23 protein-coding genes are annotated in these 19,514 nt (G+C 65.3%); 9 read left to right on the top strand and 14 right to left on the bottom strand.

The features are described from left to right. Positions 1-180: 180 nt before the first annotated feature. Together AP428_RS31210 and AP428_RS31205 are read left to right on the top strand one after the other, a co-directional pair. On the top strand, positions 181-1,239 hold the full coding sequence (locus tag AP428_RS31210) for an NAD-dependent epimerase/dehydratase family protein (protein WP_171984352.1): 1,059 nt from the start codon (positions 181-183) through the stop codon (positions 1,237-1,239). Further along, a complete protein-coding gene (locus AP428_RS31205) occupies positions 1,236-2,225 on the top strand; it encodes an AraC family transcriptional regulator (protein WP_054928589.1) in 990 nt (329 codons plus the stop codon). The genes AP428_RS31210 and AP428_RS31205 overlap by 4 nt, the downstream gene beginning before the upstream one ends. A 42-nt stretch (positions 2,226-2,267) precedes the next feature. On the opposite strand, the gene AP428_RS31200 is transcribed toward AP428_RS31205, so the two are convergent. After that, positions 2,268-2,756 (bottom strand): RidA family protein, encoded by a 489-nt coding sequence (locus tag AP428_RS31200; RefSeq protein WP_011549218.1) that lies wholly within the window; start codon positions 2,754-2,756, stop codon positions 2,268-2,270. 227 nt (positions 2,757-2,983) lie between these two features. Between AP428_RS31200 and AP428_RS31195 the strand changes: the two genes are divergently transcribed. Then, the gene (locus AP428_RS31195; protein ID WP_006481154.1) at positions 2,984-3,283 is read left to right on the top strand and encodes an H-NS family nucleoid-associated regulatory protein; all 300 of its coding nucleotides are present in this window, start codon (positions 2,984-2,986) and stop codon (positions 3,281-3,283) included. Positions 3,284-3,455: 172 nt separating this feature from the next. Here AP428_RS31195 and AP428_RS31190 read toward each other — a convergent pair whose 3' ends face one another. Together AP428_RS31190 and AP428_RS31185 are read right to left on the bottom strand one after the other, a co-directional pair. Further along, the gene (locus tag AP428_RS31190) at positions 3,456-3,788 is read right to left on the bottom strand and encodes a cupin domain-containing protein (protein WP_011549219.1); all 333 of its coding nucleotides are present in this window, start codon (positions 3,786-3,788) and stop codon (positions 3,456-3,458) included. 434 nt (positions 3,789-4,222) lie between these two features. Then, entirely contained in the window at positions 4,223-5,146 is a 924-nt protein-coding gene (locus tag AP428_RS31185) for a LysR family transcriptional regulator (protein WP_054928588.1), read from the bottom strand. Between the two features lie 66 nt (positions 5,147-5,212). On the opposite strand from AP428_RS31185, the gene AP428_RS31180 reads away from it, so the two are divergent. Then, the gene (locus AP428_RS31180) at positions 5,213-5,830 is read left to right on the top strand and encodes a LysE family translocator (RefSeq protein ID WP_053525852.1); all 618 of its coding nucleotides are present in this window, start codon (positions 5,213-5,215) and stop codon (positions 5,828-5,830) included. Positions 5,831-5,907: 77 nt separating this feature from the next. Here the strand turns inward: AP428_RS31180 and AP428_RS31175 are convergent, their stop codons facing one another. Next, the gene (locus tag AP428_RS31175; RefSeq protein WP_054928587.1) at positions 5,908-6,540 is read right to left on the bottom strand and encodes an FMN-dependent NADH-azoreductase; all 633 of its coding nucleotides are present in this window, start codon (positions 6,538-6,540) and stop codon (positions 5,908-5,910) included. A gap of 132 nt (positions 6,541-6,672) precedes the next feature. Between AP428_RS31175 and AP428_RS31170 the strand changes: the two genes are divergently transcribed. Continuing rightward, positions 6,673-7,551 carry a LysR substrate-binding domain-containing protein gene (locus AP428_RS31170; RefSeq protein WP_054928586.1) on the top strand — a complete coding sequence of 293 codons (879 nt, stop codon included), beginning with the start codon at positions 6,673-6,675 and terminating at the stop codon, positions 7,549-7,551. 52 nt (positions 7,552-7,603) lie between these two features. On the opposite strand, the gene AP428_RS31165 is transcribed toward AP428_RS31170, so the two are convergent. After that, on the bottom strand, positions 7,604-9,079 hold the full coding sequence (locus tag AP428_RS31165; protein WP_054928585.1) for a coniferyl aldehyde dehydrogenase: 1,476 nt from the start codon (positions 9,077-9,079) through the stop codon (positions 7,604-7,606). Positions 9,080-9,178: 99 nt separating this feature from the next. Here AP428_RS31165 and AP428_RS31160 point away from each other — a divergent pair, with 99 nt between their 5' ends. Together AP428_RS31160 and AP428_RS31155 are read left to right on the top strand one after the other, a co-directional pair. Further along, the gene (locus tag AP428_RS31160; RefSeq protein WP_011549225.1) at positions 9,179-9,832 is read left to right on the top strand and encodes a TetR/AcrR family transcriptional regulator; all 654 of its coding nucleotides are present in this window, start codon (positions 9,179-9,181) and stop codon (positions 9,830-9,832) included. 132 nt (positions 9,833-9,964) lie between these two features. Next, the gene (locus tag AP428_RS31155) at positions 9,965-10,672 is read left to right on the top strand and encodes a type 1 glutamine amidotransferase domain-containing protein (protein WP_054928584.1); all 708 of its coding nucleotides are present in this window, start codon (positions 9,965-9,967) and stop codon (positions 10,670-10,672) included. Here the strand turns inward: AP428_RS31155 and AP428_RS31150 are convergent. The 4 genes from AP428_RS31150 to AP428_RS31135 form a co-directional block, all read right to left on the bottom strand. Beyond that, positions 10,669-11,148: a MerR family transcriptional regulator gene (locus AP428_RS31150; RefSeq protein WP_197285618.1), complete on the bottom strand. Its 480-nt coding sequence runs from the start codon at positions 11,146-11,148 to the stop codon at positions 10,669-10,671. The two genes, AP428_RS31155 and AP428_RS31150, sit on opposite strands and share 4 nt — an antisense overlap. 123 nt (positions 11,149-11,271) lie before the next feature. Then, positions 11,272-12,522, bottom strand: a complete 1,251-nt coding sequence (locus AP428_RS31145) for a trans-acting enoyl reductase family protein (protein WP_054928582.1) — start codon at positions 12,520-12,522, stop codon at positions 11,272-11,274. A gap of 43 nt (positions 12,523-12,565) precedes the next feature. Further along, positions 12,566-13,483, bottom strand: coding sequence for an acetoacetate decarboxylase family protein (locus AP428_RS31140; protein ID WP_054928581.1), 918 nt, complete (start codon positions 13,481-13,483; stop codon positions 12,566-12,568). A 158-nt stretch (positions 13,484-13,641) separates the two neighbouring features. After that, positions 13,642-14,091, bottom strand: a complete 450-nt coding sequence (locus AP428_RS31135) for a MerR family transcriptional regulator (protein WP_011549230.1) — start codon at positions 14,089-14,091, stop codon at positions 13,642-13,644. A gap of 167 nt (positions 14,092-14,258) precedes the next feature. Here AP428_RS31135 and AP428_RS31130 point away from each other — a divergent pair, with 167 nt between their 5' ends. Further along, positions 14,259-15,089 carry an alpha/beta fold hydrolase gene (locus AP428_RS31130; protein WP_011549231.1) on the top strand — a complete coding sequence of 277 codons (831 nt, stop codon included), beginning with the start codon at positions 14,259-14,261 and terminating at the stop codon, positions 15,087-15,089. 221 nt (positions 15,090-15,310) lie between these two features. Beyond that, a complete protein-coding gene (locus tag AP428_RS31125; RefSeq protein WP_054928580.1) occupies positions 15,311-15,718 on the top strand; it encodes a DUF3224 domain-containing protein in 408 nt (135 codons plus the stop codon). 9 nt (positions 15,719-15,727) lie between these two features. Here the strand turns inward: AP428_RS31125 and AP428_RS31120 are convergent, their stop codons facing one another. From AP428_RS31120 to AP428_RS31100, 5 genes are all read right to left on the bottom strand, one after another. Further along, positions 15,728-17,293, bottom strand: a complete 1,566-nt coding sequence (locus AP428_RS31120) for a methyl-accepting chemotaxis protein (protein WP_054928579.1) — start codon at positions 17,291-17,293, stop codon at positions 15,728-15,730. A 188-nt stretch (positions 17,294-17,481) separates the two neighbouring features. Beyond that, the gene (locus AP428_RS31115; RefSeq protein ID WP_054928578.1) at positions 17,482-17,712 is read right to left on the bottom strand and encodes a hypothetical protein; all 231 of its coding nucleotides are present in this window, start codon (positions 17,710-17,712) and stop codon (positions 17,482-17,484) included. Continuing rightward, entirely contained in the window at positions 17,705-18,550 is an 846-nt protein-coding gene (locus AP428_RS31110) for an MBL fold metallo-hydrolase (protein WP_054928577.1), read from the bottom strand. Before AP428_RS31110 ends, AP428_RS31115 begins: the two co-directional genes overlap by 8 nt. Before the next feature lie 18 nt (positions 18,551-18,568). After that, positions 18,569-18,895, bottom strand: a complete 327-nt coding sequence (locus AP428_RS31105; RefSeq protein WP_054928576.1) for a hypothetical protein — start codon at positions 18,893-18,895, stop codon at positions 18,569-18,571. Next, complete coding sequence (locus tag AP428_RS31100; RefSeq protein ID WP_027812064.1) at positions 18,888-19,418, bottom strand: hypothetical protein; 531 nt, start codon at positions 19,416-19,418, stop codon at positions 18,888-18,890. The genes AP428_RS31105 and AP428_RS31100 overlap by 8 nt, the downstream gene beginning before the upstream one ends. Positions 19,419-19,514 lie beyond the last annotated feature (96 nt).

Here is a 19,514-nt window from a genome sequence, read left to right as displayed (position 1 = left end):
ACGGACCATTGTTGTCCGGCAACACGATGGCGACGATTCCGGCGCTCCGCTCACTTTCACCTCCGACGAATCGGCCGTCGTGCCTGTCGCCCCTTGCATGTCGATTGGCGCGCTTTGCGAGTGAAGTGGCACGCAAAAAGCGGCATCATGGCGCATCACTTCTGCAACGGAATCCCGCCCATGAATATCGATACCGACCTCCCCGTCATGGTCACCGGCGCGACCGGCTACGTCGCCGGTTGGCTCGTGCAGCGGCTGCTCGAGGCCGGCGTGACGGTCCATGCGGCCGTCCGCGACCCCGACAGCCCTGACAAGCTCGAGCATCTCCAGCGCATCGCGGCCGGCAAGCCCGGCACCCTCCGCTATTTCCGCGCGGACCTGCTCGAACCCGGGTCGTACGCCGACGCGATGGCCGGTTGCGGGACCGTGTTCCATACCGCGTCGCCCTTCACCGTCACCGTCCGCGATCCGCAGAAGGAGCTGGTCGATCCGGCGCTGCTCGGCACGCGCAACGTACTCGAGACGGCCAACCGCACGCCGTCAGTGCGGCGCGTCGTGCTGACCAGCAGTTGCGCGGCGATCTACGGCGACAACGCGGACCTCGCCGCGACGCCAGACGGTGTGTTCACCGAAGCAATCTGGAACACCAGTTCGTCGCTGACCCACCAGCCCTATTCGTATTCGAAGACGGTCGCCGAGCGCGAAGCGTGGAAGATCGCCCGCCAGCAGCAACGCTGGGATCTCGTCACCATCAACCCGTCGCTCGTGATCGGGCCCGGCATCAACCCGTACGCGACGTCGGAAAGCTTCGAAATCGTGCGGCAGATGGGCAACGGCACGATGAAGGCCGGCGTGCCGGATCTCGGCCTGGGTGCGGTGGATGTCCGCGACGTGGCCGATGCGCATCTGCGTGCGGCGTTCCTGCCGAACGCCAACGGCCGTTACATCGTGTCGGCACACGACACGAACCTGCCGGCGATGGCCGCCACGCTGCTGGAACGGTATGGCGCCGACTACCCGATTCCGCGGCGCATCCTGCCGAAGTGGCTGGTGTGGCTGATCGGCCCGCTCGCGAACAAGAGCGTGACGCGCCGCGTGGTCGCCCGCAACATCGGGCTGCCCTGGCGCGCCGACAACAGCCGCAGCCGCAACGAGCTCGGGATGCGCTATCGCCCGCTCGCCGAGTCGATGAACGACTTCTTTCAGCAGCTCGTCGAAACCGGGCAATTACGGCGATGAACCGCTTCGCGATCTCGCCCGGCTGGCAGGTCATGATGGTCGACCTTGGCCTGCGCGCCGACGAACTGCTGCGGCGCGCGCAGTTGCCCGCCGATCTGTTCACGCGCCCCGAGAACGGGTTGACGACCCGCGAGTACTTCGGCCTGTGGCGCGCGATGGAAGACATGGCGAATACGCCGGCCGTCGCGCTGCGCATCCTCGATCTGCTCTCCGTCGAAACCTTCGATCCGCCGCTGTTCGCCGCGTTGTGCAGCCCGAATCTGGAGATCGCGATCCGGCGCATCGGCCAGTTCAAGCCGCTGATCGGCCCGATGCAGTTGCGTGTGTCGCACGAGGTCAATGCGCTCACCCTCGCCGTCGACTTCCTGGAACGCGACGTACCGCCGCCTGGCATGCTGGTCGCGGCCGAACTCGGCTTCTTCGTGAAACTCGCGCGGCTGGCGACCCGCACCGAGCTGCCGGCACGCGCCATCACGCTGCCGCGCGACGTCAGCCCCCATCCCGGCTATGCGCGCTTTTTCGGCGTGACGCCGCAGTACGGCGATGCGCCTTCCGTGAGCGTGACGCTGCAGGATGCGCGGCGTCCGTTCGTCACCGCGAACCATGCGATGTGGCAGATTTTCGAACCCGACCTGCGCCGCCGCCTCGACGCACTGTCGGCCGAGGCCGGCATCGTCGAGCGCGTGCGCGCGGCGCTGCTCGAATTGATTCCGGGCGGGCTCGCCACCGCGGACGGCGTCGCGCAAACGCTTGCGATCAGCAAACGGACGCTGCAGCGGCGGCTCGGCGACGAAGGCGCGAACTTCAAGACCCTGCTCGCGGAAGTCCGCGAGAAGCTCGCGTGGCATTACCTCGATCGCTCGGACCTGCCCTACAGCCAGATCGCTTTCCTGCTCGGCTACCAGGACCCGAATTCGTTCTTCCGCGCATTCAATGAATGGACCGGAATGACGCCCGAAGCCGCCCGTTCACGCACGGCGCGTTAATCAACGCGAAGCGGCCCGCCCTGTCTATCCGGCCATTCCATATCAGCCGGGCGTGCCGCTGCGCTTCAAGCCGAAAATGAAATCGGCTTCGACCGACGCGCCCTTCGGCAATTGCAGCACGCCGACCGACGAACGCGTATGGATGCCGGCGTCGCCGAGCACCGCGACCAACACGTCCGACGCGCCGTCGGCCACTTCGCTCTGCATCGTGAAGTCGGGCGCGCTTCGCACGTACACGGTCATGCGCGGTACCGTCGCGATCGCATCGAGCGTGCCGCAATGCTTGCGGATCAGCGACAACGCGCGCAGCGCCGAGATACCGGCTGCCCGGCGGCCATCGTCCAGCGAAACGGATTCGCCCACGATGCCGACGAAATGCACGACTTCACCGATTCGCGGCACCTGGCCGGCAATGTAGGCCGTGCTTCCGTCGACCAGAACGGGCGTGTACTTTCCGCCGATCCTGATCGTTTCGTCCGGATCGAATCCGAATTCGGCTGCGACCTGTTTCAGTTTGTCATCCCTGTTCATCAGTGAATTCCCCAATCCCTCTGAAAAAAGATAAAGAATAATTGAGTCTCCGAAGCTTGTCCCGCACGAAAAGATCGGTCACGAACGATCCAGTCAAACCACTTCTCAGGTGTTCGAAGCAGTCGCGGATTGCCATATCGGCAATGGAATTCACCGTCTCAGCAATTTTCTTCATCATTTCGGTTGAAACCGCTATCATGTATGGACACAAACCTGAAGAGTGATATATGGCAACTTACAAGGAACTGAAGGCTCAAATGGACGCTTTGGCCGAGAAAGCCGAAGCCGCGCGCGCCGCTGAATTCCAGGCGGTCGTCGACGACATCCGCACAAAAGTCGCGGAATACGGCATTACCGAAAAAGACATTTTCGGTACACGCCGTGGTCGGCCGGCCAAACAAGCGGGCGCCCCCGTGCAGGCAAAGTATCGCGATCCGAAGACCGGGGCGACCTGGTCGGGCCGCGGTCGCGCGCCCGCATGGATCAAGGATGCGAAGAACCGCAATCGATTCCTGATTCAGGAATAAGCATCCCGGCATGGGCCGGCGCGTGATTCAACGCGCCGTCCGGCGATTTGGGCATTGATTGGCGCATCGATACCGGCGGGTTTCCGACGCCGCTCCGGTTGACGAGGTCTTGCCCGATCGGCGTGTCGCGCATCGGCCAATCGGCCAATCGCACCGCAAGCCAATCCTTTCTTCAGCGTTCGTAATAGACGGCAAGCCAGACGGTTTGCACTTCGTCATGCGTCCACGCGACACGATGACGGCAATGCGGCTCGATCAGCACGTAATCTCCCGCGCGCATATCGAGCCGCGTTGCATCTTCTTCGAATTCGAGCACGGCCGCGCCGGACAGCAACACGACCCATTCGGCCCGCGCGTCGTCATACCAGAACCCGTCCGGGCTCGCATGGCCCATCGATACGATTCGCTCGACGTTCACGCGCGGGCTCGTCACGAGCAGGTCAATTCGCTCGTCGCCGCCGCGCCGCCCGTCGACGCTGAATAAATTACCGGTTTGAAGTTGCATGGCTTCGCCTCGTCGTTGATCTTCGGGTAAATGCTGCGGCTTTAAAGACGACGGGAATGGTCGCATCAGCCTGACATTGCGCTGGTCTGCACGGACGTCGTCAAATGTCTGATAAAAAGATGAAGAGCGGGTGCAACTTTACCGACGCTCATTCATTGGCGCGATAAAGTACATCGCGACATTCTTTTAGCGACGCGCGCGCCATAGCGCGCCATTTCGGTAAAAGCCGGCCGACATCCCGCCGGCGTCCGCAGCGTCGGACCAAGCTCTTCACGCAAATAACGGGCTGGCGAGCACGCGTCGATCGACGCATTTTCCGTTCGCAGGCCGGCATGAGCAAGCATCGGCACGGACATTCATTCTTTATTTCGATTCGAGGTCGCGTTTGCCCGATGAGTCGTTGATATCGATGCGAGTGCGGACAAAGCCCCCCGTCAAACCCGCCCCCTCAACCACGCCAGCAACGCCGCCTGCGCACTTCCTTCCGCCACCGGCGCCGACGTCAACAGGTAGTAATCCGATCCATCCTCGACGAACCCCATTGGCGCGACCAGCACACCGCTTTCGATGTCGTCGCGCACCAGATGCCACGGCCCGATCGCGACGCCCAACCCCGCAACGGCCGCCTGCAGACTGAAGTAGAAGTGATCGAACCGCTGCCCGCGCCCGTTCGCGGCCGGCTGATTCGACGCCGCCGCCCACGCGTTCCATGCGTCCGGCCGGGTTCGCGTATGCAGCAGCGCGGCGTCGGGCCTCAACGCGCGGCCGCCGCGCCGCGATGCAAACCACGCACCGACCTTGTCCGGCCGGCAAACCGGCCCCACCCGCTCGGCGAACAGATGCTCGGCGTGATACCCCGCCGGCCACGCGAAATCGTTGCGACGTATCGCCATGTCGATACCGCTGTCGAACGAGAACGGGCCGCCCGCGGCGGCCAGATGGATATCGACGCCCGCATGCCGCGCCTGGAAATCCGGCCAGCGCGGGATCAGCCAGCGCATCAGTAGCGTCGGCTCGCACGACAGGACCGAACGCCGCGCACGGGCGGCCTCGGTGCGCAACGCGTGGGCGGCGTGACGCATCAGGTCCAGTCCATCATGGACGGCCCGGGCGAGTGTGCGGCCTGCCTCGGTCAGGAACACGCGACGACTGCGCCGCTCGAACAGCGCCACGCCGAGATCGTCCTCGAGCAGACGCACCGCGCGGCTGACCGCGCCGTGGGTCAGGCACAGCTCGTCGGCCGCGCGACTGAAATTCTCGTGACGCGCCGCCGCGTCGAAACAACGCAGCGCCATCAGCGACGGCAGGTTCGTCCGAATCGATTGTGATTCGAACTCACCATTCTGGTCAGAAATCATCGTTTTTCCTAGTGAAGCACGATCGATAGGATTGTGCCATCAACCCATCCAGCGTAGGAGAAACGTATGACCGAATGGATAGTCGTAGTCACCATTACGCTGCTGGCCGTCATCAGCCCGGGGCCGGATTTCGCGATGGTCACGCGCAACAGCCTGATGCTGTCGCGTCGTTCCGGCGTGCTCACTGCATGCGGGATCGGGCTCGGTGTAACCGTCCACGTGAGCTACACGCTGCTGGGCGTCGGGCTGCTGATCCGTCAGTCGCCGTGGCTCTTCAATGCCGTCAAGCTGATCGGCGCGATCTACCTGATCTACCTCGGTGCGAAGATGCTCATGACGAAATCCGGCGGCGTGCAAGCCGACAGCCGCGTGGCGGCGCTGTCGGATCTCGCCGCGCTGCGCACGGGCTTCCTGACCAACGCGCTGAATCCCAAAACCACGGTGTTCATCGTCAGCCTGTTCATGCAGGCCGTCCGGCCCGACACGCCGTTGATCGTGCAACTCGGCTACGGCGCGTTCATCGCGGCCGCACATGCCGGCTGGTTCAGCCTCGTCGCGATGTGTTTCTCGGCCACGGCTGTCCGCGATCGGCTGCTGTCGCTGCGACACTGGATCGATCGCACGTTCGGCTGCCTGCTGGTGGGCTTCGGCGTCGCGCTCGCCATCGCACGCGGCGGGCGCTGACGCCCGACCCGTACGGACGCGCGGCGGCGGGTGCCCCGCGCCAGGTGCCCTGCGCCGGGTGCCCCGCGCCACCAACCTCAGAACGTCCGTGCGATCGTTCGTGCCTCGTCGATCGCCCGACTCCGGTCGACCTTCCCGTCCGGGCCGAACAACGTGCGCTCGACGACGATCCCCGTGATGTCCGTCACGCCCACGAACTTGAGCCACGTTTCCATGTAAGGGCGCTGCAGATCGAACTCGGCGGCCGGCGTAAACGACCCCGGCGACTGATAGGCGAGCCCGCGCGCGTAGACCACCGCCGCCTTTTTACCGGCCAGCTTGCCGGTGAAACCCGTTCCGTCGAACGTGAACAGCACGTCCTTCTGCGAGATCACGTCGATCAGGTGCTTGAGCTTGTACGGAATGCTGAAATTCCACAGCGGCACGCCGAACAGGAACTTGTCCGCTTCGTGGAACGGCGCCGCGAGCCGCTCGATCTGCTGCCACGCAGCCGCCTGCTCCTGCGTCAACGCCGTGCCGCTCAGTCCGGCATATTTCGCGGCCAGCGCGGCGCCATCGAATTCGGGCATCGTCAGATCCCAGATGTCGAGCTTCCGGATCTCGTGATCGGGATGGGCGTGCCGGTACGCGTCGAGAAACGCACCGCACACCTCGATGGACGCCGAATAGGCCTTGTTGGGTGAGCCTTCGATATAGAGCACGTGTGTCATGGCGCCGATCCTTGCCAAGCGTGACGACGGCGCGCGGGATGCGCGCTCGCCCACTGCCCTTCGCAGCCTAGCGGGTCGGCCTATAATCCGGAAACGATATTAATTGATCAAATTAACCCGGATTGGTGATGAATGAACGCTCCCCTCGACACGGCGCTGCTTCATACGTTCGTTGCGGTCGCCGACGTGCGCAGCTTCACCGGCGCCGGGCGCCGGCTGAACCTCAGCCAGTCCGCAGTCAGCGCGCAGATCGTTCGTCTCGAGGAGCAGGTCGGCCAGGCGCTGCTCGCGCGCAACACGCGCAGCGTCACGCTCACCGCGCATGGCGAGACGCTGCTCGGCTACGCGCGTGCGATGCTCAATCTGAGCGAGGAAGCGCGCGCCAGGCTGGGAACGGGGGACGCCATCGACGTCAAGCTGCGGATCGGTGTATCGGAGGACTTCGCAACTGGCTGGCTGCCGGACCTGATGCGCCGCCATGGCGCCGCGCGGCGCGGCCTGCGGCTGGATCTGGTCGTCGACATCGGCGACAGCCTGTTTCAACGGCACGCCAACGGCGAATTCGATCTCGTGATCGGCAGCCGGTGCTCGCACGCGGGCCACGGCGCGACGTTGTGGCAGGAACCGCTCGTCTGGGCGTTCGCGCGTCACGAGCCGCTTCCGGAAGGCGACGTGCCGCTCGCGTGCTTCCCCGATCCGTGCCCGTACCGCGGCGCCGCCATCAAGGCGCTCGCGCTGGCCGGCATGCGCTACCGGATCGCGTGCGAAAGCCCGAGCGTGACCGGCATCCGCACCTTCGCGCGGGCCGGCATCGCGATCGCGCCGGTGCCGCGCAGCGCGATCGACGACACGCTTCGCGAATTGGGTTTGCCCGAAGGCTTGCCGGAATTGCCGGCGATGGAACTCGTGATGATGCACGACGCGCGGATGCCGGCGGCCGCCGAATTCGCCGCGATGATTCTGGACGAGACCGCTGCCCGCACGGGCGCGGGCAAGCGCGGCCGTGCGTAGCGGGTAGCGCCCGCGAAGATACCCGCGGGGCACGCCCGGCGCCCCGCCTCGCTCAACGCTTCGCACTCCATTCGATACGTCCGCCGGCCGGCTCCCGGCTCCGCCCGAGCAGCGCCGCCAGCGACATGTCCGCGAGCTTGCCGAACGGCGCGCGCAGCAGGCTCGGCAAACTCCAGCGCCCCTGCACGAACACGCCCTTCGCATGACTCATCGCGCGGAATCCCTCGATACCGTGATACGCGCCCATCCCGCTCGGCCCGACGCCGCCGAACGGCAAGTCTTCCTGCGCGACGTGCAGGACCGTGTTGTTGATGCCGACGTTGCCCGACGTGGTCCGCTTGAGCAACGTCTCGCAGTCGCCATCCCGCGCACCGAAGTAATACAGCGCCAGCGGCCGCGGCCGCGCGTTCACGTAATCGACGACCTCGTCGATCGTGCGATACGTGCGCACCGGCAGGATCGGCCCGAAGATCTCTTCGCGCATGACGGCCGTGTCGTCGGCCGCGCCGACGATCAGCGTCGGCGCGAGCGTCCGCTTGCGGGTCGCCGCGCCTTGCGGATTCACGCCCGCCTCGATCACCCGCGCCCCGCGGCTGCGCGCTTCGTCGACGAGGCCTTTCAGGCGGTCGTAATGCCGGTCGCTGACGATCGACGTGTAGTCCGGGCTGGTCGGCCCGTCCGGATAGAAACGCGCGACGGCCGCGTCGTATTGCGCGACGAACGCGTCCAGATCGTCTTCGTGCACCAGCGCATAGTCGGGCGCCACGCACGTCTGTCCGCCGTTCGACAGCTTGCCGAACACGATGCTCGACATCGTGCGGCCGTCGACGTGCCCCCTTGCGACGATCGCCGGGCTCTTACCGCCCAGTTCGAGCGTGACCGGCACGAGATTGTCGCTCGCTGCCTTCATGACCTGGCGGCCCACCTGCGTGCTGCCGGTAAACAGCAGATGATCGAACGGTAACCCGCTGAACGCGGCGCCGACGTCCGGGCCGCCGAGCACGACAGCGACTTCCTCGCTCGGGAAGGTATCGGCAAGCATGCGGCGCATCACTTCGCTGGTGCGCGGCGTCAGCTCCGACGGCTTGAGCATCGCCCGGTTGCCGGCGGCCAGCGCGGTCGCCAGCGGAATGAACGTCAGCGCGAACGGGTAATTCCACGGCGCCATCACGCCGATCACGCCCAGCGGCTGGTATTCCACGTGAGCCTGCCCGGGGCGATAGAAGAGGCCGACGTGCCGGCGCTGCGGCTTCATGAAGCGACGCAGGTTGCGCGTCAGGTAATCGATCGCCTGGATCACGCCGACCAGTTCCATGATCGCGGTTTCATGGCGCGAGCGATGGCCGAAATCGGCGCTGACCGCCTCTTCCACGTCGCGGCGGTGGGCCAGCACCACGGCCCGCAATCGCGCGAGCCGCGCCTTGCGCAGTTGCAGGCTCGGCGGCCCCTCGGCGACGAACGCGCTGCGCTGGCGGGCCAGCAATGCCGCTGGATCGATGCTCGAAGGGGATTCTGCGGGGACGGCCATGGTGCACCTCACGAGGTTGCGTCAATGTAGACACTGTCAACTTGCCTGCGACGGATCATAGGACCACAATGTGTTCCTTGTCAACATAGGGGCAATACGATGTCGTTGGATGAGGATGCGGATGCCGGACAAAAGACTTATCACCACGGGGATCTGCGTCGCGCGATCATCGAAACGGCGCTCGATACGCTGCAGGAACAACAGGGCTGGCAGTTCACGTTGCGCGAAATCGCGCGGCGCGCGAACGTCAGCCACTCCGCGCCGTACCGGCATTTCCCGGACAAGGCCGCGCTGCTGCACGAGCTCGCGCTGATCGGTTTCGATCGCCTGCACGACGATCTCGTCGCGTCCGTCGATCCCTCGGCCGATGCACCGGATGTCCTGCTGGCGCTCGCCCATGCCCATCTCGCGTTCGGGCAACGCAACCCGGATCTGTATCGCCTGATGTTTGCCGCGGACGCGGGAGAGCCTTCGGATATCCATCTCGACCCGCGCGTGCAGGCACCCTTCCTGCTGGTCGTCGAGATCCTCGAACACGGGCAGCGTGCCGGCACGATTCGCCCGCGCCCGGCGCTGGGTCAGGCAACCGCGTGCTGGGCCCACCTCCATGGCCTGACGATGCTCGCGATCGACCGGCGGCTGGTGCGCGAGAAGGTCGGCGATCACGCGATCGAAGATGCGCTGACGACGTTGCTGGACGGACTCGTGCTGCCTGAGAAGCGCCCGCGGGCGACCAAGGCGAAAAAGTCTTGACCTTTAACTTCACTTGAAGGTTATGGTTTGCCTCGGCAGCGTATCGAGGCCATGGGTATGTGTACTGCCATCCGACAATCAGGCGGCGCGTCGAAGACGTTCGCCCGTGGCCGGTCACCAGGAAACCGCATCATGAGCAAGCGCATCCTTCACGTCGTCAGCAATGTCGCGCACTACGCCGATCCGTCGCAACCGACCGGCCTGTGGCTGTCGGAACTCACCCATGCCCATCACATCTTCGCGGCAAGAGGCTATGAGCAGCAGCTCGTGAGCCCGAAAGGCGGCGTGTCACCACTGGAACCGCGCTCGCTCAAATGGCCGCACGCCGACGCCGCGTCGAAGGCATGGCGCGCCGACAAGGCGAACGCGGCGCTGCTCGCGCACACCGCGCGCCCGGACGGGATCGATCCGGCCGGGTTCGACGCGATTTACTTCACTGGCGGCCATGCGGTGATGTGGGACTACCCGGACGATGCGGGACTGCAACGGCTCACGCGCGAGATCTACGAGCACGGTGGCATCGTGTCGTCGGTCTGCCACGGCTACTGCGGGTTGCTGAATACGAAGCTGTCGAACGGTTCGCTGCTGGTCGCCGGGCGCCGGATCACCGGCTACTCGTGGGTGGAGGAAATCCTGGCCGGCGTCGCGAAGAAGGTGCCGTACAACGTCGAACAGCAGATGCGGGAGCGTGGCGCGCGCTATGAGAAGGCGCTGCTGCCGTTCACGTCGAACGTCGTCGTCGACGGCCGCATCGTGACCGGCCAGAATCCGCAATCGGCAAAGGCAACGGCCGAACAGGTCGTCGCGCTGCTGTCACTCGGCGCGCCGGCGCACGTCTAACGGCCGGTCGTCCGGCGCGGCACCGGTTCGTCGCCGGTGTCGGCAGCGACGGCATCGCCCGGGTGCGCCGCATGCTCCGACCGGATTCGCGACAGCGGTCCTTTCGCGCGGGCCGCACGATCGACCGTATCGGGTTTCGCGCCGAGTCCGGCGATCAGTGCGACGACGTGCGCCTTGCTGCGCGCGAGCCGCACCTCCAGCGCCTCGATGTCCCGCACCTTGCGGCACAGTGCATCCAGCAACGGTCCGCATTGCCACTGCGTCAGGTCGGACGGCACCAGCGTGCGAATCTCGTCCAGACTGAAGTCCGCCCTCTGCGCCGCCGTGATCAGATCGAGCACCGTCACCGCTTCCTGCGGATACGTGCGATAGCCGTTCGCTTCGCGTTCGACCAGCGTCAACAAGCCGATGCGTTCGTAGAAACGGATGCGAGAAGGCGTAATTCCGGTGCGTTGCGCCAGTTCCCCGATCTTCATGTCCCGATACTCCCCGGCCGGAACGGATCCGGCCATTCATCCCCACCGCGACAGCCAGCACTCTCCTCACGTTGATTCGCTATCCGATATTTATCGTTACCTGCCCGATGACCGGATTCGCGCTCAGATCACCTCGAAACGCAAGCCCGCGTGGCGAACGAGACGGTCGATAAAACGCTGGTCGAACATCGTCGCGGGCGTCCAGAAACCGCCACCGCGCCCGGTCTTCACACCGTCACGGCTGCCATCGAGCGCGAGACTGATCGCAGCCTGGCCGAGCATCTTGCCGGTGGAGCCATAGCCCGGATCGCGATCGCCGGTGACTTTCACACGCAAGGTGCGCCCGTCGTCGGCGCGGCCGAAAAAGCGCAAATCGTAGCGGCCGGCCTGCTGCGCGTCGACGCTCGGCCCCTCGCCGGGCTTCGGCAGCAGGAAGCGCTCCATCAGGCCGCGCACCGGCGCGATGAGGACGCCCACCATGAATGCACCGAGGCCCGCCACCATCGTCAACGCGGTCACGCGCCCCTTCAGGCCCGTGCCCGTCATCACGGCTTCGTCATAGGTGAAGCGGCTGCCGTATGCATTGCCTGCCAGCGCATTGGAGCGGTGCACGACGCGCTCGTTGATCGCCGCCATCACGAACGGTGCGATCCACGCATCGCAGTCGCGATCGAATTCGGCGGATCGAACCGCATGCTGCCGCACCGTGAAGCCATGTCCTGGCGGGCACAGCGAATAAGGATCGAGGAGTGCCCGGCGCAATGCCGGATCGGCCGCCGCTTCGCGCACGACGTTGATCACGCTGGCCACGGTACCGCCCGACGCCCCGCCCTTCAGCGTCTTGACGCGCATCTTCACGTGAGTGGCCGGCACACTCCACTGCTGCCGCGCCTGTTGCTGCAGGAAGAACACGCCCATGTCGGACGGCACCGAATCGAAGCCGCAGCAATGCACGATGCGCGCGCCCGATTGCCGGGCCGCGGGCTCGTACTTGTCGATCATTCGTCTGATCCACTGCGTCTCGCCGGTGAGATCGCAATAATCAGTGCCGGTCTGCGCGCAGACCCTGACCAGCGGCTCGCCGTACAACGCGTAGGGACCGACGGTGGACACCACCACCTGCGTTTGCGCGCACAGCGCCCGTAGCTGCGCTTCGTCGGCCGCGTCGGCGACGAGGATCGGCACCGACTGCCCGGCCGCGCCGAGCGTATCCCGAACTTGCCTGAGCTTTGCGTCGGACCGTCCCGCGATCGCCCAGCGCAGCGTCTCGCCAGCACCCGCGCCGGACAGATAGTCGGACAGATAGCGGGCCAGAATCTGCCCGACGAAACTGGTGGCGCCGAATACGACGAGATCGTAGCTCGGTTGCGGCATGGATGACTCCTTCGGCGCGCGCACGTCGCACGCAGCCGTATCGTTAGCGTGGCTTTCGGGGTTCATCGAAGGCCGTCAACGGCGTCGGCAGATTCAGCACCAGTTGCGCATCCTCGACCACGTCGAGACGCATGATCGTGGATGCACCGAGTCCGTCGAGCAACTGGCTCAGCGGGCCGCCGTGCCGCACCAGCTCGACGTTGCGCGGCAACAGGCGCTGCGCGAACGACAGCATGTTGGTCTGCACCGACGACTGGTGCCATTCACCGTCGATGCGATTGATCATCGTCGTGGTGCCCATGTGCGATTGCGACGGAACTTGCGTCAGCGCCGGCAGCGGCACGCTCAGGCTCAAATCCGGCCGGCCGCCCGGGCCAGCGATACGTGCGCGCGCCGTGGCGCCGATGTCCACGTCGATATCCGCGAGCCATTTCGGCAACTGATAACCGTGTACACCACGCACCCGTGCGATTTCAGTCGTGACCGGCAACGCCAGCACGTGCGCGAAGAAACTCCGGCGCCGCATCGAGTCGATCAGCTCGAGCGCGTGCGAGCCTTTCGCGCCGGGCCGGCGGATCACCACCGCGACCGATACTTCGTCATACGGATCGTTGTCACACACCGCGTACGAAAAAAACGTCAGCGCGACAAGCCCGTAGCCGGGCAGCGCCCGCAGCGGTTCGAGCGGTACGGGGAGCATGGTTCTCAGGCGGTCGAGCGGCGCCAGGAACAGTAGCTGAATGCTGCTGGAGCGATAGTAGAAGTTCGGCGCCCACGTCGGACCCACGCGCGACATCACCTGACGCTTCGGAATCCTCCGGAAAAAATCGATGTTCCCCGCGGCAGGGTCGCGCGCCACCGCGTCCAGGTCCGGATTCATCCGGAACCGGTCGTAGTACCCGCCCTCGGGCACGTCGACCGTATGCGGTCCGAATTCGACCTGTGTAAAACGCCTGTCCATGCTCGTTGTCTCCCGTCGATGGTCGACCGTGGCAGGCAACACCCGGAGCCTGCTGATTCACCGTCGTCAGCAAGCACTCTAAGCTTTAAGTCAACTTCAAGGTCAAGGCACTGAATAGAGGAATGAGTCGGACTGCGGCTGCGCGTTTTGCCAGCCGGTCATTTGGCCGCCGTACGGCTCTTCTTGCCGCGAATCGGCACCACGCCGTGATCGCGCAGCCGCTCCATCACCCAGCGCGTGCGCTCGGTACAGTCCAGCTCGGTCGGCCGGTTCCTGATACTGTCGATCGCGACGAGCAGCTGCGCCTTGTTTTCCTTGAGGCGCTTCTGCATCGCCTCGATCTCGGCGACCTTCCGTTCGAGTGCCGCCACCAGTCCGTCGTGCTGCCAGTTGCCGGCTTTCACCGGCAGCAGATGACGGATCTGTTCGAGCGAGAACCCCGCGCTCTGCGCGCTCGAAATGATCTCGAGCATCCACACCGCGTTGTCGGCGTAATCGCGATAGCCGTTCGCGCTGCGTTCGACGGCCGTGATGAGCCCTTCAGCCTCGTAAAAGCGGATCCGTGACGCCGAAATCCCGCTGAGCTTCGCGAGCTCCCCGATTCTCATACCTGCCTCGCCTGCGTATTGACATTAAACCTAACTTTAAACCTAGAGTTGTCGTGTCGCCAAGCCGGGCAGACGGCCGATACCGCCGTACATGCCGCGCCGGTCTGGCGATCGCGGCAACCGCAAGTGCGCCGTGCATCGATATCGCCCACCGAACAGGAGCAGACATGGGATACGTCACCACGAAAGATGGCGTCGACATCTTCTACAAGGACTGGGGTCCGCGCGACGCCCAGGTGATCTTTTTTCATCATGGCTGGCCGCTCAGCGCCGACGACTGGGATGCGCAGATGCTGTTCTTCCTCGCCCAGGGCTACCGCGTGATCGCGCATGACCGTCGCGGCCACGGACGCTCCAGCCAGGTGTGGGACGGCCACGACATGGATCACTATGCGGACGACGTCGCCGCGGTCGTGAATCATCTCGGCGTGCAGGGTGCCGTTCACGTCGGCCATTCCACCGGCGGCGGCGAAGTCATCCACTATGTCGCGCGTCACGGCGAGGATCGCGTCGCCAAGGCCGTGCTGATCAGCGCCGTCCCGCCGCTGATGGTCAAGACCGACAGCAATCCCGGCGGCCTGCCGAAGGACGTGTTCGACAATCTCCAGGCACAGCTCGCGGCGAACCGCGCGCAGTTCTACTACGACGTGCCGGCCGGCCCGTTCTACGGCTACAACCGCACCGGCTCGACACCGTCGCAGGGCGTCATCTGGAACTGGTGGCGACAAGGCATGATGGGCAGCGCGAAAGCTCACTACGACGGGATCGTCGCGTTCTCGCAGACCGACTTCACCGAAGACCTGAAAAGCACCACGATTCCCGTTCTCGTGATGCACGGCGACGACGACCAGATCGTTCCGTATGCGGATTCCGGCCTCCTGTCGGCGAAACTGGCGAGGAACAGCACGCTGAAGGTCTACGCGGGCTTCCCGCACGGCATGCCGACGTCCAACGCCGACACGATCAACGCCGATCTGCTCGCGTTCATCCGCAGCTGAACGCGGCGGATGCCGGCGCGGCCTTCAGTCTGGGCGCAGGCGGGAGGCCGCGTGAAAACGGCGGGCAAACGGGCCGCAGGCGCTCAAGGATCGATTCATCGACGAGTTGTCTCAGTTGAAAGCGCTTTATCGGCCGGCCGGCGATTGACGCATCACGATCCGCCCATCGCCGACAGCATTCGCCTATAGTGCCGATTGCCCATTCAACGAGGAGAACAGTCATGACACTGCAGGCCCGCGGTCCGTTCGAAGTGAAACTGAATCCGGAACCCTTGAGCAACGTCGCGGAAGGCAGCGGGCTCGGCCGCATGTCGCTGGACAAGCATTTTCACGGCGATCTGGAAGCCGTGAGCCAAGGTGAAATGCTCGCGTTTCGCAGCAGCGTTCAGGGCTCGGCCGGCTACGTGGCGATGGAAACCGTCAAAGGCGTGCTCGGCGGACGCAAGGGCAGCTTCGTGCTGCAGCACAGCTCCACCATGACGCGCGGGCAGCCGACGCAGTCGATCACGGTCGTGCCCGATTCCGGCACGGACGAATTGCTCGGGCTGTCCGGCGCGATGCGCATCGACATCGACAACGGCCAGCATGCGTACCGCTTCGACTACGCATTGCCTGACGCGCCGCAATAAGCCCGCCCGTCACGCGAGCGCTGCTTCTCGCAGGCGGAACTGCGCGACCGCCGCGCTCAGCCGCGCGCCCTGTTCGTCGAGCGACAGCGCCGCGGCCGCCGCCTCCTCGACCAGCGCGGCATTGCGCTGCATCGTCTGCTCCATCTGGATTACCGCGGCGTTCACCTGCTCGATGCCCGACGACTGCTCGTCGAACGCCTGGCTGGTTTCGCCCATGATCGCGTTGACGCGCTCGACCGCCGCGACGAGCTCGGTCATCGCCGAGCCGGCCAGCGCGACGAGGCTGCTGCCGTCTTCGACGCGTCGCGCGGAATGACCGATCAGGTCGCGAATTTCCTTCGCCGCCGCCGCACAGCGCTGCGCGAGCCCGCGCACCTCGGTGGCGACGACCGCGAACCCGCGCCCCTGCTCGCCCGCGCGCGCGGCTTCGACGGCGGCGTTCAACGCGAGGATGTTCGTTTGAAACGCGATGCTCTCGATCACGCCGACGATGCCGGAAATGCGCGTGGAGCTCGTCGAAATCTCCGACATGGTCGCGACGACGCGCTGCATCGCTTCGCCGCCGCGCGACGCGATGCCGGCCGCGCCCTCGACGTACGTGCGCGCATCGCGCGCGTTGTCCGCGTTCTGGCGCACGGCCGCCGTCAGTTGCTCGACGCTCGCGGCCGCCTGCTGCAGCGACACGGCCTGCTGCTCGGTGCGTGCGGACAGGTCGACGTTGCCGCTCGCGATCGTGCGCACGTCGCCGACGATCGTCTCGGTGCTCGCACGCACCTGGCTCACGGTATCGACGAGGCCGTCCTGCATCCGCTTCAGCGCATTCAGCAGATACGCCATCTCGTTCTCGCCCGGGACGACGACGGTGCCGGTCAGGTCGCCTTTCGCGATTTTCTCGAACTGATCGACCGCGAGATTGATCGGCTCGATGATCGCCTTCGCGAGCACGCGCTGCGCAACGAAGCCGACGACGAGCGCCAGCACCGCAACCGCCCCCATCCCCCACACGATCCGGTGGAAATTCACGCCGGCCGCCTCGTAGCGGGCCTTCTGGCGCGCGACCTGGAACGATTCGAGCGCGTCGATCGCCTCCTGGTAGGCGGCGAACAACGCCGGCGGCGCGGTGCGCTGCGTGTCGAGGAAGTTGAATGCGTCGTCGCCGTCGAGTTGCGACAGCGCCTTCAGGAACACGCGGTCGAGCTGCGCGCGCCGACGACTTTGCAGCGTGTCGAACAGCGCCTGCTCGCTGGCGTCGCGCGCATGCAGACGCGTGTACGCGTCCAGTTCGTCGTTGCTCTGCTTGAGCAATGTGTGAAGTTGCGCAACTTCCTCCTTCGCGGGCTGACCGGCGCTGATGATCTGCGCGACGTCGCTCATGCGTTCGCGCAGCACGAGCATCCGCTCGGAGCTGGTCTTCAGGTGCAGCAGCGACGCGGTGTCGTCGCGGTACATCGCCTCGAGCGAACCGTTGCCGATGGTGAGGGCCGCGATACCCGCACCGACCACCAGCACGAGCAGCACGGTATAGCCGGCGATGGTCGCGACGAGGCCACCACGGATAGTGAGTTGTTTTCGCATGACGTTCCCTTGAGCCGGCCGGGCACGGCCAGCGGCGGAGGTGAATTCCGGAACACGAACGGCGCGCGCCATGACGCACTACGCGGCGCGGGGTTGCGAACGAGTTAACGGCGCGGGGAACGGGCGGCTTTTATCCGCACGCGACACGAATCTTGACGATTGCGACAGAGAGGGAAGGCGCAGCGCGACTACCGGCAGTCGGCGAGCCTCGAACGAATTTCGTCGGCCGGTGCGCCGCGCTGGTGCGTGGCGATCGGCCAAACGTTTCCGCGCGCGTCCTTCACCATCAGCCGCCGGTCGCCGGACGGCGTGTCGGCGGGCGCTTCCAGCGGAATCGCCTGCAATGCGAGCGTCCGTCGACAGATCGAATCGGAGTCGTCGACATACACGTACGGAAACGCCTGTATCGCGTCAGGCATCGGTCTCGTAAAACAGGCCGTATTCGCCGTTCGTTCGCCTGATTCGCGCGAACCCGGGTTCGCCCAGATGCATGCCGGCGATCAGCAGCCCTTCCGAGCTGACCCGGTCCAGCAGCCGCGAACGCGTCGTCGCTGCCTGCGACGCATCCTGGTCGAACGCAATCGACACGTCCGGCCGCTTGATCTGGATGTGCGGAAAATGCACGATGTCGCCCCACACGAGCAGGCCTTGATCGCCGGATGCGAGCAGGTATCCGGTATGCCCGTCGGTATGCCCCGGTAGCGGAATGGCGGCGATTCCGGGAAGCACCTCGCCTTCCTCGAAGGTCCGGAGCGCGTCGCTGTAAGCGTCGAATACCTGACGCGCGATCCGGAAATTGCCGCGGGCACGCTCGCTGGCGCGGCTCAGGTTGCCGTCGTCCCGCCAGAATGCAACCTCGCGTCGATGCGCGACCAGCTCCGCATTCGGAAACGCGACGTGTCCATCGGCATGCACCAGCCCGCCGACATGGTCGGGATGGGCGTGGGTGAGCAGGACGGTGTCGATCGCGGCAGGCTCGATGCCGACGAGCCGCAAATTGTCCATCAGGCGGCCGCCCCATTGCTTGATGCCGCCGGCCCCGGCGTCGATGAGCACCGTGCGGCCCGCGCCGCGCACCACGTAGCAGTTGATGTGCACGGCGGACAGCACCTGCTGCCCGGCCGCACGCTGCATCCCGGCGGCGTCGGTCGCGTCGATATTCGACAGGAAATCGAGGCTGGCCGTGAGGTAGCCGTCGCTGATCGCGGTGATCGTGAAATCCCCGACACGCTGGCCGGGAAACGTAACGTTGGACATCGTGCTTCTCCGTAGCGGCTAGTTTCGGGCGTGAAGGTTCGATGCGGCATGACCGAAGCAACGGATGCGTGCGGTCAACCCGGTGCGCCGGACGATGGCGTGATCCAGCGTTTCCATGAATGCGTTCATGACCGCGGGCGGGCGAGACGGCGCGTCGCGATACTGGATTTCCGCGAAAACGGGATGCCCGCAGCCATGCCGAACCGCGACGTAAATGACGTGGACGTTCGTGATTTCTGCCTGAAGGACCCGCGTACAAAGGTCGATGCAGTCGTCGGACAGCTCGGCGAGGCGCGCGTCCGGCGGCATGCGTTCCGCATCGATATGGAAAGTCACGTTAGGCATCGCGGGCCGCCTTCGTCAGTTGTTCGGTCATCGGCGTGTAAAGGTAAAGGCCGGCCGGCACGTTGTCGCCAAGCGGAGCGGCGCGCCGCGGCAGGACCGCGAGCCAGCGGCGCGCCGGAAACTGTTCCAGTGCGACGGCCTGCATGGCCAGCGGCTTCAGGCCCAGTTCGATCAGCAAGTCGGGCCCGCCGGCGCTCAGCACGAGCAGCTCGTCGGCATTGACCGCCGGCGCACGACCGATGTCGCTGTAGAGATTGCGGTGCCAGTCGGTGATGTGCTGCTGCCATCGCGCGAAATTGCCGCCGCCTTTTTGCCGATATTCATCGCCGGTCAGCACGTCGAGGCCGTCGATCGTGTGAACGGCCAGATAAACGGGGCAGCCGTCGCTGATCGCCTTGAAACGCTGCGACGTGTGAAAACCAGCCACCGAGATGAGGGCCGGCAGCTTGTCGAGGCTGTAGAAGTCGTTCCATTCGGCTTCGCTGGCAGGGTCGGCGAAGCTGCATTCCACGGTGTAGATCATCGGATTTTCCTTCGTTACGGATGCACATCCCGCACGTCGAATGCAGGATATTCAGTGCAGTGACGTAATGCTAATCTGCTGGTTTCCGCGTAGATA

Origin of the sequence: Burkholderia sp. E168m22, from assembly GCF_001319805.1 — a bacterium.
Taxonomy (GTDB): Bacteria; Pseudomonadota; Gammaproteobacteria; order Burkholderiales; family Burkholderiaceae; genus Burkholderia; species Burkholderia orbicola.
Note: the sequence above shows the minus strand (reverse complement) of the source record. Positions and strands in the feature narration are given on the sequence as shown.